The organism is Micromonospora sp. NBC_00860, from assembly GCF_045207375.1.
GTDB classification, from domain to species: Bacteria; Actinomycetota; Actinomycetes; order Mycobacteriales; family Micromonosporaceae; genus Micromonospora; species Micromonospora vinacea.
This window is the reverse complement of sequence record NZ_CP108825.1, coordinates 5,259,597-5,284,337: the sequence shown is the minus strand read 5'-3', so window position 1 is coordinate 5,284,337 and position 24,741 is coordinate 5,259,597. Positions and strand designations below refer to the sequence as shown.

The window sequence follows — 24,741 nt, the reverse complement described above, 5'->3', positions numbered from 1 at the left end:
CGTCCGGTGCCGTTCCCGGGGAGACTCTCGTGCAACTGTCGATCTTGATGCCGGTCTACAACGAAGCGGAACGCGTCGCGGAGGCCCTCAAGCAGGCCCTCGCCGTGCCGTACCCGTGCGAGATCGAGATCGTGGTGGTCGACGACGGCAGTACGGACGAGACCGCGGAGATCCTCGCCCGGATGGACGACCCGCGGCTGCGGGTGGTGACGCACCCGCGCAACGCGGGCAAGGGCGCGGCGATCAAAACGGCAGTGGACAGCGCCCGGGGCGAGTACATGGTGATCCTGGATGCCGACCTGGAGTACGACCCCCAGGACATTCCGAAGCTGCTGGCGCCGGTGCTGGAGGGGCACGCGACAGTCGTCTACGGCAACCGCACCTTCGGCAGCCACAGCGCCTACAGCTTCTGGTACGTGGTCGGAAACCGGGGTGTCACCACCGCGGCGAACGTTTTGTTCAACTCCTACATCGGCGACCTGGAGACGTGCTTCAAACTGATGCCGGTGGAGCTGTACCGATCGCTGGACATCCGGTCCCGTGGGTTCGGCATGGAGGCCGAGGTGACGGGCAAGCTGCTGCGGCGGCGGATCCGCCCCTACGACGTGCCGATCACCTACCGGGCGCGGGGTCGCGACGAGGGCAAGAAGATCACCTGGCGGGACGGGGTGGAGGCGTTGTGGATCCTGGGCCGGGAACGAGCCCGACGTCGTCCCGGCAGCATCCCCGCCAAGGCGCTCGCTGACCGATGACGACCACGAAGCACCGGAACCCGAGCATGATCGCCCGGGTCGTCGTCGCGCTCGTCGGGGTGGGCTGCCTGCTCCTGGCCGTTCAGGGCGCCGTGCAGGCCACCAGCCAGGGCGTCGCCCTGATGAGCGACCGGGAACACGACCTGCACGCACTCCAGCGCCACGTGGACGTGGAGACGCTCTGGCGCCAGTTCGCCGAGCAGGTGCCCACCGGCAGTCGGGTCTCGCTCATCCCGACCCGGACGAACAAGGACCTGTGGCATCAGCGGTTGAGTGAGTTCGCCGCGCTGCACGGATGTGTGGTCGTCCAGGGGGCACCGCAGGACTACTCGGTGAGCGTCGCCTCGGTGCAGCGCAAGCGGCCGACCAGCGCCGGCGTGCGGCTGGTCGTACGGAAGGTCGGCTGACGACATGGATTTCACTCCGGTCCTCGCCATACTCGCCCTCATCGTCGCCGGTTTCCCGCTGGCCTTCGCGATACTGCGTAGTCCCTTCCTCGCCCTGCTCCTCGCGCCGCTCATGGCGGCGCTCCTGAGCTCTGTCGCGGTGGTCCTGATGCTGGTCGTCGGCGGCCCCCTGCTGCTCTGGCTCGCCCTGGTGGTGGCCGCCGGGGCGGCCTGCGCGTGGTGGCTGTTGCGCCGCCCCGGCGAGCCGGTGCCGTACGGGAGGTGGTCGCACGCGCTGTTGATCGCGCTACCTCTGCTCCCGCCGTGCCTCATGATCTTCGAACCGGCCTCCCGCTGGGACGCCCACTCCATCTGGTGGCTGCACGCCGGCTACTTCGCCAACGGGAGCGAGTACGCGCGGGCGGCGATCGGCAGTCCCGCCTTCGTCTTCTCACACACCGACTACCCACCACTCGCGTCCGCGCCCGTCGCCGCCGTGTGGAGCGTCGTCGAGCCGGACTTCCGTACCGCCCAGGTCATTGGCGCGCTGGTCACCGTCTCCGCTGTCGCGATGCTGGTCTACCTGGTCCGGCGGGCGCTGAGCCGGGTGTCCGCGCGGGTGGCCTGGGTGCTGGCCATCGCGCTGGGCCTGGCAACCTGGTCGGGCGTCACGTACGGGGTGACCGGCGGGCTCGCCGACGCGCTCTGGTCCGCCGCCTTCGCCGGAGCGGTGGTGGCCCTGCTGCTCAGTGCGGATCCGCTGCGCCGACCGCTGCTGCCGCTGTTGCTGCTGACCGTGGCGACGCTCAGCAAGAACGAGGGGCTGATCGCCGCCGTGGGCCTCGCCCTGTTGGTCACCGTGCGGGCCCGCGCCGACCTGCGGCGAGCCGCGCTGGTCTGGCTGCCGGTGCTGGCCGGGGGTGCCTGGGCGGTGCTGGTCCGCCTACTGGATGCCCAGTCGGACATCACCAACGGCAGCTCGGGCGACCGGGGCGCGGGGGCGGTGGAGCGGTTCGACTTCACCATCGCGGCGATGTGGGACGTGGTTGGTCAGCTGGTGGTGGGTGCCGCTGTGGTGGCGCTGCTCGGCACCCTGCTCCTGCGGGGGCGACGGCAAGCCGCCGGGTTGGCGGCGGACGGCTGGGTGTGGGCGGTCAACGGCTACTACCTGGTTGTTCTGATCGGGACCTACGTCTCCGGCCCGAACGACATCGAGTGGTGGCTGGCGACCTCGGTGGACCGGGTGACGCTGCCGGTGACGCTCCTGTCGGCGGTGAGCCTTGCCGGATGGGTGGCCGTCGCGTTCGGCGGTGACAGCCGGGCGGAGTCGCGACCGGTGCTGGACCAGCCCCGCGAGCCGGCCCTGTCGGGTGCCACCCCGACGTCGACAGGTTGATCGACTGATCCGCGCCCGTCGGCGATTCCCACTACTACGATCCGTCGTTCATAGGGAAGTATGGCGACCGTGGAAGCTCTCAGACTCATCCTCCTCTACGTCCATCTGATCGGGTTCGCCCTGCTGCTCGGTGGCTCGATCGCCCAGTACGCCAGCGGTCGGCTGCGGATCAACCCGGCCATGCTGTGGGGCGCGGTGATCCAGTTGCTGACCGGGCTGGGCCTGTCCGCGCCGCTGCGCGACGGCGACGAGCCGGCACCGGCAAAACTTGTGACGAAGTTGGTGATCGCGCTGCTGATCTTCGTCATGGTCTTCTTCTCCCGTAAGCGGGACGTGGTCAACCGCGGTCATTTCCTCGCGATCGTCGGTCTGACCCTGGTCAACGCGGCGGTCGCGGTCTTTTGGCGGTAACGTCCGAGGAGGAAAACGCCTCCAGAAAACGGACGTTGCGGACGCCACGGCGCTCGGTTACCAGCACGAAGAGTGACGTGCCCCACGCAAGGGTTACACCCGGGTAACAGGCGCTCAACAGTCGTGCACGATTGTCGGCCGGTGGGTGGGCGCGGGCGTACGCTCCCGTCCGTAACGTGGGACAGCCGGCGGCATACCGCAGGTCGGCTGATGGGCTGCCACCGCATTAGGCGCGGTGTGCAATGGGAAGGAGACGTCTTGCGCTCGGTGCGTGGGATGCGGATCGCCTCGATCTTCGCGGTGGGTGGGCTCGCGCTCACCGCCGCCGCTTGTGGCGAGGCCCCCAAGGATGACAACAACGCCGGCAGTGGCGCCAAGAAGTTCAGCGCCTGCATGGTGACCGACGTCGGCGGCATCGACGACAAGTCGTTCAACACCTCGGCCTGGAAGGGTCTGCAGGAGGCCAAGGCCGCCAACGACAACATCGACATCAAGTTCGTCGCGTCGAAGGCCGAGGCCGACTACGAGCCGAACCTGACGCAGTACGTCAACCAGAAGTGCGACTTCATCCTGGCGGTCGGTGGCCTGATGGGCGACGCCACCTCGAAGATCGCCAAGGCGAACCCGAACCAGCAGTTCGGCATCGTCGACGCCAACCCGGGTGACGCCAACGTCTACCCGATGCAGTTCGACACCGCCCAGGCCGCATTCCAGGCCGGCTACCTGGCCGCCGGGATGAGCAAGAGCGGCAAGGTGGGCACCTACGGTGGTCTGCCGATCCCGCCGGTCACCATCTTCATGGACGGCTTCGTCGACGGTGTGAAGTACTTCAACACCACCAAGGGCAAGAACGTCCAGGCGCTGGGTTGGAACAAGGAGACCCAGAAGGGCTCCTTCACCAACGACTTCGCCAAGCAGGACGAGGGCAAGAAGGTCTCCGACGCGCTGGTCGCCCAGGGCGCGGACATCATCATGCCGGTCGCCGGCGGCTCCGGCCTCGGCACCACCGCCGCCGCCAAGGCGTCCGGTGGCAAGTACAGCACCATCTGGGTGGACGTCGACGGCTGCGAGAGCACCCCGGACTGCTCGGCGATCATCACCACGGTCGTCAAGAACATCCCGGAGGCCGTCAAGGAGGCCGTGATCAAGGCCGCCGGGGGCGAGAAGCTGGAGGCCAAGCCGGGCTTCGTCGGCACCCTGGCCAACACCGGTGTCTCGATCGCCCCGTACCACGACTTCGACAGCAAGGTTCCGGCCGAGCTGAAGGCCGAGGTCGACAAGATCAAGGCGGACATCGCCGCCGGCACCATCACCGTCACCTCGAAGGCCCAGCCGACCAAGTGACAACCAGCCGGCCCCTCCGGTGAGATCATCGGGAGGGTCGGCGGGGGACAGGTACGACCGATCGGCCGCTCCGGCTCTGCGGATACTCCCGCCGAGTCGGAGCGGCCGATCGCGCACCACGGCGGCCGGCCCGGTCCGGCCGGTCCACGGCAGCTAGGCTGCACCATCGCTCGCACTCCAGGAGGTTGCGCTGAGACTCGAACTGCGCGGCATCACCAAGCGGTTCGGTGATCTGGTCGCCAACGATCACATCGACCTGACGGTGGAGCCTGGAGAGATTCACGCCCTCCTCGGCGAGAACGGCGCGGGCAAGTCGACCCTGATGAACGTGCTCTACGGGCTCTACCAGCCCGACGAGGGCGAGATCCTGGTCGACGGCAAGCCGCTGAAGCTGAAGGGCCCTTCCGACGCGATCGGGGCCGGGATCGGCATGGTGCACCAGCACTTCATGCTGGTGCCGGTGTTCACCGTCGCCGAGAACATCATGCTCGGCGCCGAACAGGTCCGGGGCGGCATCGCCGGCTTCCTGGACCGGCGGCGGGCCCGGCGCGAGGTCACCGAGGTGTCCGAGCGCTACAACCTGCGGGTCGACCCGGACGCGGTGATCGAAGACCTGCCGGTCGGCATCCAGCAACGAGTCGAGATCGTCAAGGCGCTCACCCGCGACGTCGACCTGCTCATCCTGGACGAGCCGACCGCGGTGCTCACCCCCCAGGAGACCGAGGAACTGCTGACTGTCATGCGGTCGCTCAAGGCGGCCGGCAAGTCGATCGTCTTCATCACCCACAAGCTCGGCGAGGTCAAGGCCATCGCCGACCGGATCACCGTGATCCGACGCGGAAAGACCGTCGGCACCGCCTCGCCCGAGGCCAGCCGGGACGAGTTGGCCGCCCTGATGGTCGGGCGCAACGTCCGGCTCACAGTGGACAAGACCCCGGCCACGCCGGGCGAGCCCGTGCTGGAGGTGGCCGGGCTCGTGGTCGACGACGACCGGCAGATCCGCGCGGTCGACGGTGTGGACCTGACCGTGCGCGCGGGTGAGGTGCTCGGCGTGGCGGGCGTGCAGGGCAACGGTCAGACCGAGCTGATCGAGGCGGTCATGGGGCTGCGCCCGGTGCTCGCCGGCACGATCAGCCTGGCCGGTGACCGGATCGACGGCTGGAAGCCCAAGAAGGTGCTCCGGGCGGGCGTCGGCTACGTGCCCGAGGACCGCAGCGTGGACGGCCTGGTCAAGGAGTTCAGCGTCGCGGAGAACCTGGTGCTGGACATCTACGACCGGCCGCCGTTCGGTGCCGGGCTCGCGCTGAAGCCGGACGCGATCGCCGCCTCGGCGAAGGAGCGGATCGAGCAGTTCGACGTCCGCACCTCATCGGCCGACGCGGCGGTGGGCACCCTCTCCGGTGGCAACCAGCAGAAAGTGATCGTGGCCCGGGAGCTGTCCCGGCCACTGAAGCTCCTCATCGCCGCCCAGCCGACCCGTGGCGTCGACGTCGGGTCGATCGAGTTCATCCACAGTCAGATCATCCACGAACGGGACATCGGCACCGCCGTCATGGTGGTCTCCAGCGAACTCGACGAGGTGATCGGGTTGGCCGACCGGATCGCGGTGATGTACCGCGGTCGGATCATCGGCATCGTCGGCCCGGACACCCCGCGTGAGGAGATCGGCCTGCTGATGGCCGGCATCAGCCCGGACGCGGCCCACGAGCGCAACACGGACGCCGAGCCCGGCGACGGGCTGGCCACCGACGGCAGCCCGGCGAGCGACCCGGGCTCCGCGAGCGAGGACGAGGCATGACCAACCCCAATCCGCAGTCCGGCTCGCCGGACAAGGAGCCGGCGAGCGAGGCGCAGGCCGCGCAGAACGCGCTCGGCAACACCGAACGGGCCGAGGTGGCGACCGAGCCGGACCGCTCGGTGGCGAAGCCGGGCCCGGAGCCGGAGCCGAAGCCGAGCCTCGGCCGGTTGTTCCTGGACAACCTCTGGGCGGCCAACACCTTCACTGTGACCCTGCTGTCGCTGGTGCTGGCGATCGTGGTCGGCGCGGTGCTGATGATCATCTCTGATCCCGAGGTGCTCTCCACCTACTCGTACATCACCTCCCGGCCGTCCGACGCGCTCAACTCCAGCTGGACGCTCGTCAGCGAGGCGTACGCGAACCTGTTCAAGGGCTCGGTCTTCGACCCCGAGGCGTTCTCCGGTTGGTTGGACGGCGCCAACGGCTGGCAGCCAGTGCTCGCGCCGATCTCGGAGACGCTGACCTACGCGGCGCCGCTGGTCTTCACCGGTCTGTCGGTGGCGCTGGCCTTCCGAGGCGGCCTGTTCAACATCGGTGCCCAGGGCCAGGCCACCATCGGCGTGATCATGGCGGCGCTGGCCGGCTTCCTGCTGCCGCTGCCGCCCGGCCTGCACCTGCTGGTGGCGGTGCTGGCCGGCGCGCTGGGTGGAGCGATCTGGGGTTTCATCCCCGGCATCCTCAAGGCCCGTGCCGGCGCGCACGAGGTGATCAACACGATCATGCTCAACTACGTCGCCACGTACTTCCTCACCTGGCTGATCGTGCAGAACGGCGTGCAGGACCCGAACCGTACCGACGCGATCAGCAAGGCGGTGGACACCTCCGCCCAGCTGCCCCGACTGCTCGGCGACAACCTGCGGGTGCACGCCGGCATCCTGCTCGCCGTGCTGGCCACCTGGGCGGTCGCCTGGCTGCTCAACCGCTCGACGCTCGGCTTCGAGCTGCGCGCGGTCGGCGCCAACCCGGACGCCGCCCGGACCGCCGGCATCAGCGTCACCCGGACGTACATCCTGATCATGGTCTTCGCTGGAATCCTGGCCGGCCTCGGCGGCTCGAACATGGTGCTCGGCTCGACCGCCAGCGCGTTGACCCCGCTGGTGGTCGCGCAGATCGGCTTCGACGGCATCCTGGTGGCGCTACTCGGGCGGGTGAAGCCCTGGGGGGTGCTGCTCGCCGCGCTGCTGTTCGGGGCGCTGCAGGCCGGTGGTAACCGGATGCAGTCGTACTCCGGAATCTCGCTGGAGTTGGTGACAGTGCTCCAGGCGCTGATCGTCATCTTCATCGCCGCGCCGGCACTGGTGAAGGCGATCTTCCAGCTCCGGGCCGCACGTGCCGCCCGGTTGCAGACGAGCCTGGCGAAGGGCTGGTAACTCATGTCCACCATGGCTGTCCCCGACATCGCCGTAGCCCCGGTCGACGAGGGCTTCTGGACCCGCAGCCGCAAGGTCGGCCTCACGTTGCTGGGGCTCGGCCTGCTGTCCGCGGTGCTCTTCGGCGCACTCGCCACCGACCAGCAGGCCCGGTTCACGCTCAGCGACGACGCGGCCGGCGCCGCACTGGAGATCAACGGCACGATCGGGGCGATCCTGTTCGGGATCATCACGATCGCCGCCGGCGCGGCGCTGCTCGCCGGGGTGCCGAAGCGCTGGTTCCTTCCGGTGCTCGGCGTCGGGCTCGTCGGTTTCGTGCTGTCGTTCCTCTGCTGGCAGGTCTCCGCCGCGCCGGCCGGGCAGAACTTCATGCCACTGGTCAACATCATCCGGGGCACGTTCATCCTGGCCCTGCCGCTGATCTTCGGCGCGCTCGCCGGGGTGCTCTGCGAACGCTCCGGCGTGGTCAACGTGGCCATCGAGGGCCAGCTGCTGATGGGCGCGTTCAGCGGGGCCCTGTTCGGCAGCATCTCCGGCAGCGTCTGGGTCGGCCTGGTCGCCGCCGCCATCGGCGGCGCGTTCATCTCGCTGCTGCTGGCCGTCTTCGCGATCCGCTACCTGGTCGACCAGGTCGTCATGGGCATCGTGCTGAACCTGCTGGCTGTCGGCGTCACCGGCTTCCTCTACGAGCGGCTGATGCAGACCGACGCGGAGAAGTACAACAGCGCGCCCCGCTTCAGCAACTGGGAGATCCCGCTGCTGAAGGACATCCCGGTGCTCGGGCCGGCGCTGTTCCGCGGCAACATCTTCCTCTACCTCGGGCTGGTCCTGGTGCTGGTGATCCACATCGGGTTGTTCCGTACCCGGTGGGGGCTGCGGACCCGCTCGGTCGGCGAGCACCCGATCGCCGCCGACACTCTCGGCGTCAAGGTGCTGCGGGTCCGCTACCGCAACGTGCTGCTGGCCGGCGTGGTCGCCGGCATCGGCGGGGCGTCCTACACGCTGGCGCTCTACTCGTTCACCAAGAACATGATCGGCGGTAAGGGCTTCATCGCCCTGGCCGCGCTGATCTTCGGCCGGTGGAACCCGACCGGGGCGCTGCTCGCCGCGCTCTTCTTCGGCTTCGCCGACCAGCTCGCCACCTACCTGGGCGCGATCAGCAGCTCCATCCCCAGCCAGTTCCTGGCCATGCTGCCCTACCTGGCGACCATCCTGGCCGTCGCCGGGCTGGTCGGCCGGGTCCGGGCACCGGCCGCCGACGGCAAGCCGTACATCAAGGGCTGACCGACCACTGGTCCGTCGATCATGGAGTTGTGGTGCCTCACAAAAGTCGCAAAGTTGCACCTGTCACCCACCACAACTGCATGATCGGCGAAGCCGGCGGGCCGGCGGGGGCCGCGCGCTCCTGCGGGGGTGAACGTAACGGTCGCAGGACCCTGACGGCTTCTGAACTGGGCTACTTCGGCAGGATGATGGCATGACGGACATTGACTGGGCGCAGTTGCGCGCCGCCGCCACCGAGGCGATGCGGCACGCGTACGCGCCGTACTCGACGTTCCCGGTCGGCGCGGCCGCGCTAGTCGACGACGGCCGGGTCGTGGTCGGCTGCAACGTGGAGAACGCCGCGTACGGTGTGACGCTCTGCGCCGAGTGCGGCGTCGTGTCCAGCCTGCACGCCACCGGCGGCGGTCGGCTCGTCGCGCTCTCCTGCGTCGACGCGACAGGCGAGCCGTTGATGCCGTGCGGCCGCTGCCGGCAGCTGCTCTGGGAGCACGGCGGGCCGGACTGCCTGATCGAGAGCAAGACCCGGCCACTGCGGATGGCCGAGCTGCTGCCGCACGCCTTCGGCGTGGAGGACCTGGAGGCGGTCACCGGCGAGACGCCGGTGCCGGTGGTCCCGGAGCGGCTCGCCGCCTGGCGCGGGCGCGGCACCGTCTTCGTGCACCCGGACATGTCCGCCGGCCAGCAGGTCTGGACGGCGTACTGGGAGCGGTCGGCCGGCGACGACGCCGGCGCCGAGACCGGCGTGCTGGAGGAGGCGCCGAGCTGGGACGACCCGGCCGAGGCGATCACCTGGGGCCTGGCCCGGACGCCCCGGGTGGTCGTGGTCGACGAGACCGGCACCATCTTCTGGGCCGGCGAGGGTGAGCCGCCTGCGGAGATCCCTGTTCGGTGGGGTTGAGCTTGGCGGGCGGGGGCCGACCGTGCCCGGCTCCGGGCGGTCAGGCTTGATCCCTCCGCCGGGCACGGTCGGCCCCCGCCCTGACGTGGTCACGGGCCGTCGGTCGGGATCTGCAACAGACGAGGAAAGATCTTTTGATGACTGGGTTTGCTGCTGTTGACGTTATTCGGGTGAAGCGGGACGGGGGGGTTCTGTCGGACGCGCAGATCGACTGGGTGGTCGACGCGTACACCCGGGGGGTCGTCGCCGACGAGCAGATGTCCGCGTTGGCGATGGCGATCCTGCTCAACGGCATGACCGGGCCGGAGATCGCCCGGTGGACCGCCGCGATGATCGCCAGTGGTGAGCGGTTGGACCTGTCGGCGGTACGTCGGCCGACTGTCGACAAGCACTCCACCGGCGGCGTCGGCGACAAGATCACTCTGCCGCTCACCCCGCTGGTGGCGGCGTGTGGCGCCGCCGTACCGCAGCTGAGCGGCCGGGGCCTCGGGCACACCGGTGGCACGCTGGACAAGTTGGAGTCCATTCCGGGCTGGCGGGCCACTGTGAGCAACGACGAGTTCATCGCCCAGCTGGACGAGGTCGGCGCGGTGATCTGCGCGGCGGGTGCCGGGCTCGCCCCCGCCGACCGCAAGCTGTACGCGTTGCGCGACGTGACGGGCACCGTGGAGGCGATCCCGCTGATCGCCAGCTCGATCATGAGCAAGAAGATCGCCGAGGGGACCGGCGCGCTGGTCCTCGACGTCAAGGTCGGCTCGGGCGCCTTCATGAAGTCCGTCGACCAGGCCCGCGAGTTGGCGCGCACCATGGTCGAGCTGGGCGGTGCGCACGGTGTGCGGACTGTCGCCCTGCTCACCGACATGTCCACCCCGCTCGGCCTGGCGATCGGCAACGCGGTCGAGGTGACCGAATCGGTCGAGGTGCTGGCCGGTGGTGGACCGGCCGACGTGGTGGAGCTGACCCTCGCCCTGGCCCGGGAGATGCTCGACGCCGCCGGTCTGCCGGACGCCGACCCGGCGGCGGCGCTGCGCGACGGCCGGGCCATGGACTCCTGGCGGGCGATGATCCGGGCGCAGGGCGGCGACCCGGACGCGCCGATGCCGACGGCCGCCGAGGTGGAGGTGGTCCGCGCCGAGCGGGACGGGTACGTCGCGGCCGTCGACGCGTACGCCATGGGGGTTGCGGCGTGGCGGCTCGGCGCGGGTCGGGCGCGCAAGGAGGACCCGGTCAGCGTGCCGGCCGGTGTGGTGTTGCACAAGCGGCCGGGTGACGAGGTGCGGGCCGGTGACCCGCTCTACGAGCTGCGGGCCGAGGACGCGACGCGGATTCCGGCGGCGCTGACCGAGGCCGCCGAGGCGGTGCGGATCGCGTCGACGGCCCCGGCGGCGACGTCGTTGGTCATCGAACGCATCAGCTGACCGATCCGGGGTTGCCCTGGCGTGGTGCCGGTCACCTGGGAGCGCTATTGTCGCAGGCCAAGGGGGGACAACCGGCCTTGCGCCGGCGCGAGCAGACAGGAAGATCCGCCGTGACCGTTGCTGCCCCCGACCCACGTGAGGTGCGCGAGGCGAGCCTTGACGAGCTTTCCCGGCTGGGCCTGCCGTTGCCGCCGGCCCAGTTTCCCCTCGTCTGGGAGCCGGGTGACCAGATCGACCTGCGCCCGACCGTGGAGATCGAGGCGCGGATCGCGGTGCTGCACCTGATCCTGGCCCGCTGCTTCGGGATGCCCCCGCAGGCGGCGATGAGCTGGCTGCTCGGCTCGCACCTCGTCGACATGGTCACCCCGCCGGAGTGGCAGTTCGTGATGGGCGGCAAGGGCGACCACCGGTCGTTCGTGCTGCACCACGACGCGCTCTTCGCGCTGGCCTGGGTGCTCGGGCTGAGCAAGCAGCTCGACCCGACGTTGGCCGTCGACGAGCGGCTGGTCGAGCGGCTGCCGCACATCGCCGAGGGGGAGACCTTTCCGCACTGGCGCTCCCGGATCCTCACGGCACCGCAGCACCCGGCCGACGCGGCCGCCCTACTCGACCTGCACTACTGCCTGGACTGGGCGTACCTAGAGACCGAGCGCGGCGGCCGGCGTGCGCCGGGCCTGGTCGACGCGAACGCGATCGGGCAGCGGCGGTGGGCGCTGGAGTGGGCGGTGATCCTGCGCGGGCCGTACCACGACGAACCGCCCGGTTGGGAAGAGGTCGACCTCTCCACCTGAGGTCAGCGAGGTCGCAGGACGTCGAGTCGGACCGCCATGGTGACCCGGACCGGTTCGGGCAGCGCGCCCAGCCGGGTGTCGAGGGCGGCGGGGTCGGTGTGCCAGGCGCTGGGGCCCATCCCGACCAGTGTGGCGACCTCCGGCCGGGTCATTGTCAGCTCCGCCCGGTGTACGGCCGAGCTGGCAAGCGTGAAGTGCCCGCCCAGGCTGCCGGACACCCGGTCGGCCTTGTCCGGGTCGACCCGCAGCAGGCCGAGGGCGTCCACCAACTCGGCCAGGTGGTCGGTGTCGGGTGTGACCACCAGCAACGTGCCGGCCGGGTCGAGCACCCGGTGGAACTCCGGGCCGTTGCGCGGGGCGAACACGTTCAGCAGCACGGCGGTCGAGGCGTCCGCGAGCGGCAGCCGCTGCCAGGTGTCGGCGAGCGCCGCGGCGGCCCGGGGATGCGCGCGGGCCGCGCGGCGCAGCGCCGGCTTGGACACGTCCAGGGCCAGGCCCACGGCGTCCGGCAGCGCCGCCAGCACCGCGCCGAGGTACCGGCCGGTGCCTGCGCCGGCATCCACCACCAGGGGGTACGCCCCGAAGCCCGACGTCGGCGGCCGGCTGGCGGCTTCCGTCGCGGCGTCGGAGAGGGCGGCCGAGATGAGGTCGTAGTGCCCGGCGGCGAGGAAGTCCGCCCGGGCGGCCACCATCTCGGCGCTGTCGCCGACGTGCGGGGCGCGCCCCGCGAGGAGGTTGACGTACCCCTGCCGTGCGATGTCGAAGCTGTGCCGGCGCGGGCAGCGCAGCGCACTTGTGGTGCCGGCGGTCGCCTCGGCCAGCGGCTCGCCGCAGACCGGGCAGCGCAGCCGGTCGAGGATGCGGGGGTCCACGTCAGGCCGCCGGGCCGCGTCGGCGGTGGTGGACCCACCCGCCGGGGTCGTCCCATTCGTCCAGCCACCGTGGCGCGTCCATACGGTCCAGCCTAGTGGCCTGGCTCGGCGGGCCTGAGCTGGCTGACTAGGGTCTGAGCATGGTCGCAACTATCCGGTACGAGGACATCGTCAAGGTCCCGAAGGCGCTGCTGCACGACCACCTCGACGGCGGGCTGCGGCCGGCGACGATCGTCGACCTGGCCGCCGAGGTGGGCCACGAACTGCCCACCACCGACCCGGAGGCGCTCGGACGCTGGTTCGCGGACGCGGCGGACTCCGGCTCCCTGGAGCGCTACCTCGAGACGTTCGCGCACACGGTGGCGGTCATGCAGACCGGGCCCGCGCTGCGTCGGGTGGCCCGCGAGTGCGCGCTGGACCTGGCCGCCGACGGAGTGGTCTACGCCGAGGTGCGCTTCGCCCCCGAGCAGCACCTGGAACGGGACCTCAGCCTGGACGAGGTGGTCGAGGCGGTGCTGGCCGGGTTCGCCGAGGGCACCGCCCAGGCGGTCGAGGCGGGCCTGACCATCCGGGTGGGCACCCTCCTCACCGCGATGCGGCACGCCGCCCGCTCGCAGGAGATCGCCGAGTTGGCCGTGCGGCACCGGGACGCCGGGGTGGTCGGCTTCGACATCGCCGGCGCCGAGGCGGGCTTCCCGCCCACCCGGCACCTGGACGCCTTCGAGTACCTGCAACGGGAGAACTTCCACTTCACCATCCACGCCGGTGAGGCGTTCGGTCTGCCGTCGATCTGGCAGGCGATCCAGTGGTGCGGAGCGGACCGGCTCGGCCACGGGGTGCGGATCGTCGACGACATCGCCCCCGACGGCTCGCTCGGCCGGCTGGCCGCGTACGTCCGGGACAAGCGGATCCCCCTGGAGCTGTGCCCCTCGTCGAACGTGCAGACCGGCGCGGTGGCCTCGATCGCGGACCACCCGATCGGCCTGCTGCGGGACCTGCGCTTCCGGGCCACAGTCAACACCGACAACCGGCTGATGAGCGGCACCTCGATGTCGCGGGAGATGTCGCTGCTGGTGGAGACGTTCGGCTACGGCTGGAAGGAGTTGCAGTGGTTCACCATCAACGCGATGAAGAGCGCCTTCATCCCGTTCGACGAGCGGCTGCGGATCATCGATGAGGTGATCAAGCCGGCGTACGCGAAGTTGCTGGCCTGAGTTCAGCCATGCGGGTGGCCGGCGAGCAGGCCGGCCACCCGGCGCAGCACCTCCCGGGCTCGGGCCGCCTCCGCGCCCAGGCCCATCTGCCGGCGCAGCACGGCCGGCTCGGCCCGCAGCAACGCCACCCCGCGCCGAACCAGCACCCGGGGTGCCTTGCGCTGCTCGGACAGGTCACGGGCGAGTCGACGCAGGAAGGTCGCGCCACGCGGGCGGCGCAGCGCGTACGCCCCGGCGAGCAGGCCACGGCGACGGCACTCCTCGACGATCTCGGCGGCGAAGATCCCTTCGGCCACGAAAAGTGGCGATCCGGCGACATCAAATGGCCGGGTGGCCACCCGTCGATCGGCGCCGATCGCATAAACCGGCACATCGGCTCGACCCTCGCGGGCAAGTCGGGCAATGATTTCCACCGCACTGGAGGCGTCCCAGGACTGCGGCGATTCCCAATCCACCTGGCCGTTTCGTCGGGGCAACGTAGGGTCATCGCCGTCTTTGTAGAAGTCGTCCAAGCAGAGCACCGGCAAGCCGGTTTGCTGCGCTATGTACGACTTTCCGGACCCCGATGGGCCGGCCAGTAGGACAACACGGTGCGGATGTTTCATTACCTTCAGTTACTCCGGCCAGACAGACTGCTATCAAATCGCATCAACATCTCATCACACCTTCGGTCGGGGACAACCTGGGCTTTCTTCTTGTCGACCGGCGTGATGGAATCTCGGGGGTCCGACCCGCCGGGTCGGTCGCTGGGCGTTGCCCGGGGCAACGCGTTCAAGCTGTAATCGCGAGGGCGGTGACGTGAGCAAACGGCCAAAGACGGCGGGCTCCTTCCTGTCGCGGCTGCGCCGGCCGGCCAGCCGGCTCCGGGACATGCCGATCTGGTCCAAGCTCGGTCTCATCATGATCGTGCCGACCATCGCCACGGTCGTGGTGGGCACCAGTGGTCTCATCGACCACGTGGAGACGCTCAACAATGCCAACCGAGCTGGCGACCTGGCGAATCTGTCGAGCTATTCGGGTGACCTGGTCGACAGCCTGCAGGACGAGCGGACCGCCGCCGTGCTGCTGCTGGGCGCGGACGGGACGCAGCCGACGGCGCAGTACCAGGAGGCATACAACCGGGTGAACTCCCGGGTGGACCAGGATGCGATCCCCTACCGGCAGCAGCGGACCGAGATCGAGGACCTGCCGAGCAGCCTGGAAGGGCTGCTCGACAGCATCGACCAGAACCTCCAGGACCTGTCGGGCGTCCGCAGCCAGGTGTTCAACGGGAAGCTCGCGCTCACCGAGACCGTGCAGGCGTACGAGGGTCTGATCAGTGACCTGCTCGCCATCCGCGACTCGTCCACGCAGCTCGCCGGTGACAACCAACTCAGCGACCGGATGCGCGCCGCCGCGGCTGTCGCCCGGGAGAAGGAGTTCCTCGCCGTACGCCGTGTCGTGGTGCACCGCGCGCTGGGCGTGAAGGGCGGACAACGCCTGACCCCGGCACTGCGCAGGGACTACGTCGCCAGCGACACCGGCCAGCAGCAGGCCCTGCAGAGCTTCAAGGCCGTCGCCACCCCGGACGACGCGAAGTTCCACGACCAGACGGTCGCGGGCGGCGACCGCCGGCAGGCACAGAACTACACCGGCTGGATCGACGGCAACACCACCGGCAACATGCGCGGTGCGCCGTTCGGCCCTGACCAGTGGGAAGCCGCCATGACGGCCAACGCCAAGCTGATCCGCACCGTCGAGCGGAAGCTCGACAGTGAAGTGGTCAACCAGGCCGACACCCTCCGCTCGGACGTCCAGCGCCAGGTCTTCCTGGAGACCGGCCTGCTGCTCAGCATGCTGCTGCTGGCCATCCTCTTCGCGTACCTGGTGGCCCGCTCGATGGCCCGCTCGCTCCGTGAGCTGCGGCAGGGCGCGCTCTCCGTGGCCCAGTACGGCCTGCCACAGGCGGTGGCCCGACTGCGCGACCCGCAGGTCGTCGGGCAGCTCTCCCCGGTGCAGCTGGCCAACCAGATCGCCGAACCGCTGCCGGTGCGCAGCAAGGACGAGTTCGGCCAGGTGACCGAGGCGTTCAACGCCGTCCACCTGGAGGCCGTCCGCACGGCCGCCGAGCAGGCGGCACTGCGTGCCTCCGTCGCGACCATGTTCGTCAACCTGGCCCGCCGTTCGCAGATCCTGGTCGACCGCCTCATCGGGCACCTCGACCGGTTGGAGCGCGGCGAAGAGGACCCGGACCGGCTGGCCGAGCTGTTCCAGCTCGACCACCTGGCCACCCGGATGCGCCGTAACGACGAGAACCTGCTGGTGCTCGCCGGTGCCGACTCCACCCGTGTGCAGCGCGAGCCGGCCGCTCTCATCGACGTGCTGCGCGCCGCGCAGTCCGAGGTCGAGCACTACACCCGGATCGAGTTCGGGGTCATCGACCGCGACATCGAGGTCGCCGCGCACGCGGTCAACGACCTGGTGCACCTCGTCGCGGAGCTGTTCGACAACGCCACAGCGTTCTCCCCGCCCGACTCGCAGGTCATGGTCGAGGCCCGCCGGGTCGGTGACCGTTCCTCGCTGTACGTCGAGGACCGTGGCATCGGCATCAGCGCCGAGCAGCTGCACGACCTCAACGAGCGGCTCGCGACGCCGCCGCAGGTCGATGTGGCCGTGTCCCGGATGATGGGCCTGGTCGTGGTCGCCCGGCTGGCGTCCCGGCACGGTGTCCGGGTCGAGCTGCGCCCCGGCAGCGACCGCGGCACTGTCGCCGAAGTGAGCCTGCCCACCTCGGTGCTGGTGCCCCGGGCACTGTCCGGTCGGGTGCAGCAGCCTCCGGCGCTGCCGGCGGCCGGTGCTCCCCAGTTCGGTGGTCCGCAGTCCGGTGGGCCCGCGCCGGTCTTCGGCGCGCTGCCCGCACTGGGCAACGGCCCCCGGCCGAGCGAGTCCGGCAACCAGGTCACCCTGGGCGGTCGTCCGTTCGACCCCGCTTCGCGCAACGGTGCCGGCACCCCCGCCAACGGTGGTGCCTACCGCTCGATGCCGGCCTGGTCCGATCTGACCGGCGCGGCCGGAACGAACGGCGTCAACGGCGGCGACGGGTTCACCCCCCGGTCGGCCAACGGCCCGGGAACCGACCCGCTGCCGCAGCGCCGGGCCGGCGACGAGACCCCGACCACCGGCCAGCAGCCGTCCATTCCGCGTCAGCTGCCGAGCAGCCCCGAGGCGCACCCGTACTCGGCGCCGCCGGTCTCGGCACAGCCCTACTCCGGTGCGCCGGTCTCCGCCTCGCCGGCCTCCGGCCAGCCCTACTCGGGTCATCCCTACTCGGGTGCCCCGTACGGCGGCGCGCCGGTCTCCGCAGCCCCGGCCTCCGGGCAGCCGTACGCCGGTCCGCCGGTGTCGGCGTCGCCGGTCTCGGCCTCGCCGGCGTCCGGGCAGCCGTACTCGGGCCAGCCGTACTCGGCACCGCCCGCGTCCAGCCAGTCGTTCAGCGGGTTCGCGCCCCGGTCCGCCCCGCCCGCACAGGCAGCCAGCGCTCCGGCGCCGCCGGCCTGGCCGCCAGTGCCGGGCAGCGACCGGGACACGGCCACCCCGCCGGTGCCCGAGCGGCTCGCCGCCGCGCTGGACATGACGACGGAACTGCCGCGGGTGCCGCGACCCGGCGAGCAGCCGGCCGCGGCCCAACCTCCGGCACCAGCGCCGACCCCGGCAGCAGCGCCGGCTCCGGCCCCGCAGACTCGGCCGACGCCGCAGCAGCCGCAGGCGCAGAACCGTCAGCGGTACGCGGACGAGACGATGGAGCTGCCGATCTTCCGGGAGCTCGAGTCGGCCTGGTTCCGTACCCGTCGCCCGGGCTCCGAGGAGACCGCGGCCGGCGGCCAGCCAGCGACGAACGGCGACTCCGCGACCCAGCAGTTCGCCACGGTCGAGGCCAGCGGTCGGGCAGTCCACAAGACACCACCCGGGACGACAGGTAACACACCGATGGCAGACACTCCGACGGTCGGAGGAGCGCCGCGGAACAACGGCTCCACAGCGAACGAGGGCACCCGCCCCAGCCTCGCCGAGAGCCTGCCGAACCGCCGGCCCCAACCGCAGAGCAACGGCTGGCAGACCGCTGCCGACGACGGCTGGCGTGCTGCCTCCGCGGCGGCCGGTGCGGTGCCGGTGAACGAGACCACCACTACCGGTCTGCCGAAACGCAAGCCGATGGCGCAGTTGGTGCCCGGTGCGGTGGAGAAGCCCACCACCTCGGTCCAGCGGCGCTCCCCGGAGGCGGTTCGTGGCCTGCTCTCCGCCTACCACCGGGGCGTGCAGCGAGGGCGTAGCACCTCGGACACCCCGACCAGCCCGGAGGCGACTCCGGGAGGGCAATCCTCGCAGTCTGGCTCAGGCCCGGTGGCCGGGAGCGGGCAGAAGGAGCAAGAAGGATGACAACTACGCAGGATCTTGGTTGGCTGCTGGCCAACTTCGCCGACCGGGTGCCCGGCGTCGCGCACGCGGTCGCCGTATCGGCGGACGGCCTACTCCTCGCGTCGTCACGGGATCTGCCGCGCGACCGGGCAGATCAGCTCGCCGCGATCTCGTCGGGTCTGGTCAGCCTGACCCAGGGGGCAGCACGCTGCTTCGAGGGAGGCGCGGTGTTGCAGACCGTCGTGGAGATGGACAATGGCTTCCTGTTCCTGATGTCCATCTCGGACGGCTCGTCCTTCGCCGTGCTGGCAGCCCGCAGCTCCGACGTGGGCCAGGTTGGCTACGAGATGGCGCTGCTGGTCGACCGGGTGGGCGACGCACTGACCCCGCAGCCGCGTGCGGCTGCGGGCATGCTGGGCTGACGTTTCGCCGATCGTGAGGTCGGCACGACTGCAACAACGACAACGACGGGTTTCACCGGTGGGAGCCGGTAACGGGTGCGAAGGAGGTGAGCGGCGAGATGGCCGATCGTGACGAACCAACCGGAGCGTTGGTCCGTCCATACGCCGTGACCCGTGGTCGCACCCGTCCCCGGCTCGACATCGCGCTGGAGGCGCTCGTCGAGACGACGGTGCGCGGCCGGGCTGCTGCCAATGGCAACGGCGGCCAGGGCCGCGAACACCAGTACATCGCCGCGCTGTGTGACGGACGCGTGCAATCGCTCGCGGAGATCGCGGCGCGGATGCAGCTCCCGCTCGGTGTGGCCCGGGTGCTCATCGCCGACATGGCGACGGACGGCCTGGTCGCGGTCCACGAGCCGACCATTTTGGACGACTCCGACGACGCGGTGGGCACTGAACTGCTGGAGAGGGTGCTGAGTGGACTTCGCAGGCTCTGACATGTCGCACCGCCCGCCGAACCCGAGCGGCCGCGTGACGTCGGCGAAGATCGTTATCGCCGGTGGATTCGGCGTCGGTAAGACGACGCTGGTCGGCTCGGTCTCGGAGATCACGCCGCTGACCACCGAGGCCATCATGACCTCCGCTGGCGTGGGCGTCGACGACACCCGGCAGGTGCCGGGCAAGACGACGACCACGGTGGCTATGGACTTCGGCCGGATCTCGATCGACCGTGACCTGATCCTGTACCTGTTCGGTACGCCGGGTCATACCCGTTTCTGGTTCATGTGGGACGAACTGGTGCGGGGTGCGATCGGTGCGGTCGTGCTGGTGGACACTCGCCGGCTGGCCGACTGCTTCGCGGCGATCGACTTCTTCGAGCACCGACGCCTGCCGTACCTGGTGGCGATCAACTGCTTCGACGGGATGCAGTACCACGACCCGCAGGACGTCCGGGACGCCTTGGCGATCTCGAGCGACGTGCCGGTGGTGGCCTGCGACGCCCGTAACCGGGAGTCGACGAAGCACGTGCTGATCTCGCTGGTCGAGTACGTGCTCACCATGCGCCGTACGCGCGCCGTCGCCCCGGCCTGATCGCGGCGCTGCACGCCCCGGTGGTGGCTCCGGCCGCCATCGGGCGCTGCCGGCCGCCCCGATGAGTGTCTCCGCGCTGGCTCGTCGCCCAGACGAGCCGGCGCGCCGCCGAGCCGCCTCCTGACGACCTGGAAGCTGTCAGCCCCTTCCCGGGGCACGAGCTCACCCATTGTCCTCGCGAGGCGGCTTCTGCGTGCCCGGGGATCGCCCTGCTGACGCAGAAGCGCCCCCAGCCAACTGGCTGGGGGCGCTTCTGCGTCTGAAGAGGGTCAGGACTGGTAGCCGGCCGAGCGGTACTCGTACTCCCGGTCGTCGTCGCGGTCCCCGTGGTCGCGGCTGAAGTCCCAGCCGCCGGCCGCCTCGCGACCGGGCCGACCGCCCACAGCGAAACCGCCGATCTCCTGGCCGCGACGCCAGCCACGGAAGTAGCCGGTCGTGTTCTCCGCGAGGCTTGCCGCATCACGCACTATGCGCAATGGGCGCTCCTCGCGTAGTGGCGAACCCGGCACCAGGTTGGCCTGCGGTACGCGCTTCGGCAGCCCGGCGTTGGTCTCGGCGCCCACCGCCGGGCGGGCGGCCTGCTCAGCGGCCTGCCAGCCGGTGTCGGCAGTGGTTGACCAGTCCAGGTCGGACTCCTCGGCCTGGCCGACGAACCAGGCCGACTTGGCCTGCGCGAAGATCAGCAGATCGCCGTCGCCCTCGTCGGCGACCGGCGGCGGCCGGTGCTCCATCGGCGGTGGCCGGTGCTCGACCGGGGGCGACGGCCGGTGCTCGGCGGCACGCTCGGTGCGGGCGGCCGCCCGACCGTTGCGAGCGGCCTGCTCGCGGTCGACCAGGCGCAGCGGCGGCGTCTCCAGGTGCTGGTCCGCGGGAGGGTTGGGCCCTTCGCGCAGCGCCCGGTCGGCCAGCGGCGGCGGCTCCACCAGCCGCAGCATCGGTGGCTCCGGCGGCAGGTCGTCCGCCAACCAGGGCGGGGTGACCCGACCGTCGGCCCGACCCGGGTCGGTCGGGGCGTCGACACCGCGGCTGCCGCCGTACGAGTAGGCCACCGGGTTGTTCGGTGAGCTGTCGGACGGGTCCTCCGGGTTGTTGACCAGCGGCCAGTTGGCCCGGGAGCCGGGCGGTGCGGTCTCCTGCCCGGGGCGGGGGGTCGGCACCGGAATGCTGAGATCGGTGGCGCTGAACCCGCCGGTGGGTGGCTCGTCGACCGGGCGTTGCTGGTGGCTCGGCCGGGGCTCGCCGTTGGTCTTGGGGCGGGGCGGAATGACAGTACGCTGCCGCTCGGCCCGCGCGTGGTTGATCGCGGCGGTGGTCAGCGTCGGCCGGAACGGCTCGCCGGCCTCGGCCGGGGGCACCATGCCGCGCTGTGCCGGCGCGATCGGAGTGATCCCGGGGGGCGGGGGCGGCGGCGCGGAGACCGGCCGGTTGGTCGGGCCGTCGATCCGGCTGGGGAGCGGCTCGCTGCGGGTGGGCAGCGTGGACGCTGGCGGACCAGCCATCGCCGCCGGGGTCATCGGTGCGGGTGCGACAGGCGGTGGCGTGACCGGCGCCGGGGCGACCGGCGGTGGCCCGAGCGGGCGGGGCGACGCCAGCGGCGCGTTACCGGGGACCGGCTCGGGACGGCTGCGCCGCCCGACGGCGGGTGCTGGCTCGGCGCCCGACGGGGCGGGTCGGACCGACCGCAACCCGGCGTTGGTGCCGGCCAGGCCGGTCAGACCGGCGTTGGTGCCGGCCAGGCCGGTCAGCTCACCGACGGACTCGCCACGGCGGGCAGCGGCCCGGCGGCCGGGTGCTTGGACAGGAGTGCTGACGCGTGAGCTGAGCGCGCTGACCAGCGCCTCACACCCGGCGTCGCACGCCCGGACCGAGGCGACGGCCTGGCGGACCGTCTCGGCCACCGCGGACGTGAGCGCACGGTTGACCGCGGCGCGTCGGGGTGTCTCGGAGATGGCGACCCGCAGGGCGGTGACCGCCTCGTTGATCTCCTCGGCATCGGCGACCCCGTCCGCGGCGAGGTGCGCGGCGATGGCGTCCGCCGCGACCGACACCTCGCGGCCCCGGGCCACTGTGCCGCCGAGCATGCCCGGCTCGGGCAGCGCGTCCAGCACGGCCAGAGAGACCGGCTCGGCTGGGTCCGGGTAGGCGCGGAGAGCCGCCGGGTAGAGCTCGCGCAGCACCTCGCGCAGCGCCACGGCGGCGGAGTGCCGACCACTGGTCAGCGCGGCGTGCGCGGACAGCACCTGCTTGTAGCCGGCGAGATCCCGGGGTGCCGGCAGGGTGACGGCCGAGAGCGCCCCGGCCTGCAACGCGCGGGCCAGACCGACCGCCCGTCGTTCGGCCGGAGGTGACTGCATCTCCTCAAGGGAGTCGTCATCGGCGAACCGCTCGGCGAAGTCGTCCACCGAGTCGTCGTCGGCGATCGCCAGGGGCCGCCCCGCCGCGCTCAACAGCGAGGTGACCGTGTGGTCGTCGCTGTCGGCGGCGATGGCCGCACCGCTCGGCCCGCCCGACCGCTCCACGAGCAGCGAGACGAGCTGGGCGTAGCCAGCGGCGTCATCGCTGATCTCGCAGACATGCAGCAGACGGCCTGCGTCGTCGACCACAGCGGACGTCAGCGTCGAACCGGCGGAGGCCGGTCGGTCAGCCGGATCCGCCGAGGCCAGACCGCAGTAAACGCGCACGAGCGCCACGGCGTCGTCCTCCTCCCGGGACAGGTCTTTCCTCTGCCAGCAACTGATGCTCCCCGGTACGGGTCAGTCGCGCCAGTCCACCACCGCAGAGATCTTGCCGACAATGGTGCGCCAACCCAAACTCGCGGTCTGCGCACCGATCTTCTTCAGCCGTCGCCGACCCATGAACGCGCCGATCCCACCGTTGGCGGTGGCGCGCAGCGCCTCGTCCAGGTCGTCGAGGCTGGAGCCGGCCGAGAGCATGTCGAGTACCGCAGGCAGCCGCAATGCGTACGAGAGGTCACGCGCGACCTCGCCCGCCTCGATCAGCAGAGTCGAATCCCACGTGTCGTGCCCGCCGCGCAGGTTCTCCACGACCAGGTCGAGCTCGTAGGTGTCCTCGTCCAGCGGAGCGATATCTGCCGGCTCCACCCGTTCGGACAATTCATTCCAGCTGTCCAGTTGGGACAGATCGTTTGGCGCACCGGATCGGATGAAACTGACGAGCGACTCGGGGGTCTTGAACAGCAGCAGCTTGCCCTGGTTGCTGAGGAAGACCGGCACCTCCTCGTCGTCCGCCTCGTCCGCCTCGTCGGTGGCGGCCTCGTCGGACTCGTCGCCGGTGTCTGCGGCGCCGTCGCGGCGGCGGCGCGTGGACTCCTCGTCCTCGTCCTCGGCGGCGAACTCCCCGGCCAGTTCCTCGTCGAGGATGACGACGGTCTCGTCGTCCTCTTCCTCCTCGATCGCCTGGCGGCGGGCGAGGAACGGGTCGTCCTGGTCGCGCTCGGTCACGTCGGTGGGGGTCAGCGAGCTGGCCGGCCGGTACGCCCGGAGCGTGAAGCCGGTGCCGGCGGGCAGGGCGATCTCCACTGGGTCGATGCGCAGCTCGTCCCAGAGCGAACGGTCGATCGACGCCGACGGGCGGTCGGTCTCCTCGGTCTCGTCTGGCTCGGCCGCGCCGGTGGTGTCGTCGAGCTCGGGCTCGTCGGCGTCGGGCCGTTGGGGCGACTGGCGGGCCACGCTGACCTCCGTGTGCTTCGGGTTGCCCACCCGCCGGGGTCTGGCCGGCGAGTGACTCTGGGCACATACCCTAGTCGGCGGCGCTGGGTGACCGATGCCCGCACCCCGGTGGCCGGTTGGTGCACGGGTCCGACCTGCTGGTCGTCAGCGCTGGCGAAGCGGCCGTTCGACAAGTAGCGTAGCTACGTATGAAGGCCCAGGCGCTGCACGGCCATCTCGACGCTCTGCTGCTCGCCGTTCTCGAACAGGGCGCGTTGCACGGCTACGCGATCATCGAGGCGCTGCGCGCCCGCAGTGACGGCAATCTCGATCTGCCCACCGGCACCATCTATCCGGCGCTCCGTCGCCTGGAACGCGCCGGCCACGTGGCGAGCACCTGGAGCACTGTCAGCGGTCGGGAACGGCGGACGTACCAGCTCACCGACTCCGGCCGACGGGCGCTGGCCGGGGAGCGCGCGGGTTGGCGCGAGTTCCAACTGACCGTCGGGCGGTTCCTCGACCCCGGCAGCCCGCCCACCCCGGCCTGAGCCGCGCGGGGCGGGCCGCCGATCAGCGGGTGGTGGCCAGCAGCCAGCCGCGTGCCGCGCGGGTCAGCGAGAAGTATCCGCCGCCCACCAACACCGCCCCGATGATCATTGGGGGCCAGTGCAGCGCCGCGTCCCAGAGGTTGAGTGACCAGGTGAAGAGGGCGCAGCCAGCGATCATGCCGAGGGCCAGGACGCCGGTCAGGCCGGCGCCCACCGCACGCTGCGCCAGGGCCAGGCCCGGCCGTGGCGCCCGCGCGCTCGCCCACACCACCAGCAGGCCGGCCACCGAGAGCAGCAGCGCGCTCATCCAGATCCAGTCGACCGAGTTGGAGAGCAGCAGGTAGCCGGCCGGGGGACGCGGGCCACCACTCCAGCTCGACCCCCGCCAGGTCAGATCACCGGCGACCACCCCCACCCCGGCGATCGCCAGCATCCGCAGGGAGAGCCCGCGTAGGGCGCCCACCGCCAGCTCGGCCTGCCAGGACGGGAGCAGCTGCGCCGGTGAACCGAACTCGACCACCGCCCGACGCTGCGCCTCGGTGGGTGGCACCCCGCTCTCGCGGTACGCCTCGACGGCGTCCAGCAACCCATGCCGGGCCTCGGTCAGCAGGTCGGACTTGAGTCGCGCCGGCCCCTGCAACCGAGCCGCCAGCTCCCGCAGGTGCTCGTCGACCATCACGTCCTCACCGCGCGCCATGGCACC

General features: G+C 71.0%; 22 protein-coding genes. 17 read left to right on the top strand and 5 right to left on the bottom strand.

Annotated elements, in window-relative coordinates; translation table 11 throughout:
- Window positions 1-29: 29 nt before the first annotated feature.
- The 11 genes from OH804_RS24185 (at window position 30) to OH804_RS24135 (ending at window position 11,848) form a co-directional block, all read left to right on the top strand.
- Window positions 30-752 carry a glycosyltransferase family 2 protein gene (locus OH804_RS24185; RefSeq protein ID WP_196920999.1) on the top strand — a complete coding sequence of 241 codons (723 nt, stop codon included), beginning with the start codon at window positions 30-32 and terminating at the stop codon, window positions 750-752.
- Window positions 749-1,159 (top strand): hypothetical protein, encoded by a 411-nt coding sequence (locus tag OH804_RS24180; RefSeq protein WP_196921000.1) that lies wholly within the window; start codon window positions 749-751, stop codon window positions 1,157-1,159. Before OH804_RS24185 ends, OH804_RS24180 begins: the two co-directional genes overlap by 4 nt.
- Before the next feature lie 4 nt (window positions 1,160-1,163).
- Entirely contained in the window at window positions 1,164-2,534 is a 1,371-nt protein-coding gene (locus OH804_RS24175; protein WP_406059690.1) for a hypothetical protein, read from the top strand.
- Window positions 2,535-2,603: 69 nt separating this feature from the next.
- Window positions 2,604-2,945: a hypothetical protein gene (locus tag OH804_RS24170; protein WP_091397247.1), complete on the top strand. Its 342-nt coding sequence runs from the start codon at window positions 2,604-2,606 to the stop codon at window positions 2,943-2,945.
- Between the two features lie 276 nt (window positions 2,946-3,221).
- Window positions 3,222-4,289, top strand: coding sequence for a BMP family protein (locus tag OH804_RS24165; RefSeq protein WP_196924770.1), 1,068 nt, complete (start codon window positions 3,222-3,224; stop codon window positions 4,287-4,289).
- A 190-nt stretch (window positions 4,290-4,479) separates the two neighbouring features.
- On the top strand, window positions 4,480-6,087 hold the full coding sequence (locus tag OH804_RS24160; RefSeq protein WP_406066652.1) for an ABC transporter ATP-binding protein: 1,608 nt from the start codon (window positions 4,480-4,482) through the stop codon (window positions 6,085-6,087).
- On the top strand, window positions 6,084-7,457 hold the full coding sequence (locus OH804_RS24155; RefSeq protein ID WP_406059687.1) for an ABC transporter permease: 1,374 nt from the start codon (window positions 6,084-6,086) through the stop codon (window positions 7,455-7,457). The genes OH804_RS24160 and OH804_RS24155 overlap by 4 nt, the downstream gene beginning before the upstream one ends.
- A 3-nt stretch (window positions 7,458-7,460) precedes the next feature.
- Window positions 7,461-8,741, top strand: a complete 1,281-nt coding sequence (locus tag OH804_RS24150) for an ABC transporter permease (protein WP_196921003.1) — start codon at window positions 7,461-7,463, stop codon at window positions 8,739-8,741.
- 193 nt (window positions 8,742-8,934) lie between these two features.
- Entirely contained in the window at window positions 8,935-9,639 is a 705-nt protein-coding gene (locus tag OH804_RS24145) for a cytidine deaminase (protein WP_406059685.1), read from the top strand.
- A 137-nt stretch (window positions 9,640-9,776) separates the two neighbouring features.
- Window positions 9,777-11,057, top strand: coding sequence for a thymidine phosphorylase (locus OH804_RS24140; protein WP_406059683.1), 1,281 nt, complete (start codon window positions 9,777-9,779; stop codon window positions 11,055-11,057).
- A 110-nt stretch (window positions 11,058-11,167) separates the two neighbouring features.
- Window positions 11,168-11,848, top strand: a complete 681-nt coding sequence (locus OH804_RS24135) for a DUF4272 domain-containing protein (protein ID WP_112677367.1) — start codon at window positions 11,168-11,170, stop codon at window positions 11,846-11,848.
- 2 nt (window positions 11,849-11,850) lie between these two features.
- Here OH804_RS24135 and OH804_RS24130 read toward each other — a convergent pair whose 3' ends face one another.
- Window positions 11,851-12,720 carry a putative RNA methyltransferase gene (locus tag OH804_RS24130; protein WP_406059681.1) on the bottom strand — a complete coding sequence of 290 codons (870 nt, stop codon included), beginning with the start codon at window positions 12,718-12,720 and terminating at the stop codon, window positions 11,851-11,853.
- A 140-nt stretch (window positions 12,721-12,860) separates the two neighbouring features.
- On the opposite strand from OH804_RS24130, the gene OH804_RS24125 reads away from it, so the two are divergent.
- Entirely contained in the window at window positions 12,861-13,934 is a 1,074-nt protein-coding gene (locus tag OH804_RS24125; RefSeq protein WP_196921007.1) for an adenosine deaminase, read from the top strand.
- A gap of 2 nt (window positions 13,935-13,936) precedes the next feature.
- Here the strand turns inward: OH804_RS24125 and OH804_RS24120 are convergent, their stop codons facing one another.
- Window positions 13,937-14,230, bottom strand: coding sequence for a hypothetical protein (locus OH804_RS24120; RefSeq protein ID WP_231392511.1), 294 nt, complete (start codon window positions 14,228-14,230; stop codon window positions 13,937-13,939).
- A gap of 502 nt (window positions 14,231-14,732) precedes the next feature.
- On the opposite strand from OH804_RS24120, the gene OH804_RS24115 reads away from it, so the two are divergent.
- From OH804_RS24115 to OH804_RS24100, 4 genes are all read left to right on the top strand, one after another.
- The gene (locus OH804_RS24115; RefSeq protein ID WP_406059678.1) at window positions 14,733-18,350 is read left to right on the top strand and encodes a nitrate- and nitrite sensing domain-containing protein; all 3,618 of its coding nucleotides are present in this window, start codon (window positions 14,733-14,735) and stop codon (window positions 18,348-18,350) included.
- Window positions 18,347-18,751: a roadblock/LC7 domain-containing protein gene (locus OH804_RS24110; protein ID WP_030329023.1), complete on the top strand. Its 405-nt coding sequence runs from the start codon at window positions 18,347-18,349 to the stop codon at window positions 18,749-18,751. The genes OH804_RS24115 and OH804_RS24110 overlap by 4 nt, the downstream gene beginning before the upstream one ends.
- 98 nt (window positions 18,752-18,849) lie before the next feature.
- Entirely contained in the window at window positions 18,850-19,227 is a 378-nt protein-coding gene (locus OH804_RS24105; RefSeq protein ID WP_030329021.1) for a DUF742 domain-containing protein, read from the top strand.
- A gap of 1 nt (window position 19,228) precedes the next feature.
- Entirely contained in the window at window positions 19,229-19,822 is a 594-nt protein-coding gene (locus tag OH804_RS24100; RefSeq protein ID WP_406059675.1) for a GTP-binding protein, read from the top strand.
- Window positions 19,823-20,091: 269 nt separating this feature from the next.
- On the opposite strand, the gene OH804_RS24095 is transcribed toward OH804_RS24100, so the two are convergent.
- Both OH804_RS24095 and OH804_RS24090 read right to left on the bottom strand, forming a co-directional pair.
- Window positions 20,092-22,536, bottom strand: a complete 2,445-nt coding sequence (locus tag OH804_RS24095) for a transposase (protein ID WP_196924772.1) — start codon at window positions 22,534-22,536, stop codon at window positions 20,092-20,094.
- 39 nt (window positions 22,537-22,575) lie between these two features.
- The gene (locus tag OH804_RS24090) at window positions 22,576-23,541 is read right to left on the bottom strand and encodes a DNA primase (protein ID WP_406059674.1); all 966 of its coding nucleotides are present in this window, start codon (window positions 23,539-23,541) and stop codon (window positions 22,576-22,578) included.
- 158 nt (window positions 23,542-23,699) lie between these two features.
- On the opposite strand from OH804_RS24090, the gene OH804_RS24085 reads away from it, so the two are divergent.
- Window positions 23,700-24,038 (top strand): PadR family transcriptional regulator, encoded by a 339-nt coding sequence (locus OH804_RS24085; RefSeq protein WP_112680778.1) that lies wholly within the window; start codon window positions 23,700-23,702, stop codon window positions 24,036-24,038.
- Window positions 24,039-24,060: 22 nt separating this feature from the next.
- Here OH804_RS24085 and OH804_RS24080 read toward each other — a convergent pair whose 3' ends face one another.
- A complete protein-coding gene (locus tag OH804_RS24080) occupies window positions 24,061-24,735 on the bottom strand; it encodes a permease prefix domain 1-containing protein (RefSeq protein WP_196921011.1) in 675 nt (224 codons plus the stop codon).
- Window positions 24,736-24,741: the final 6 nt, after the last annotated feature.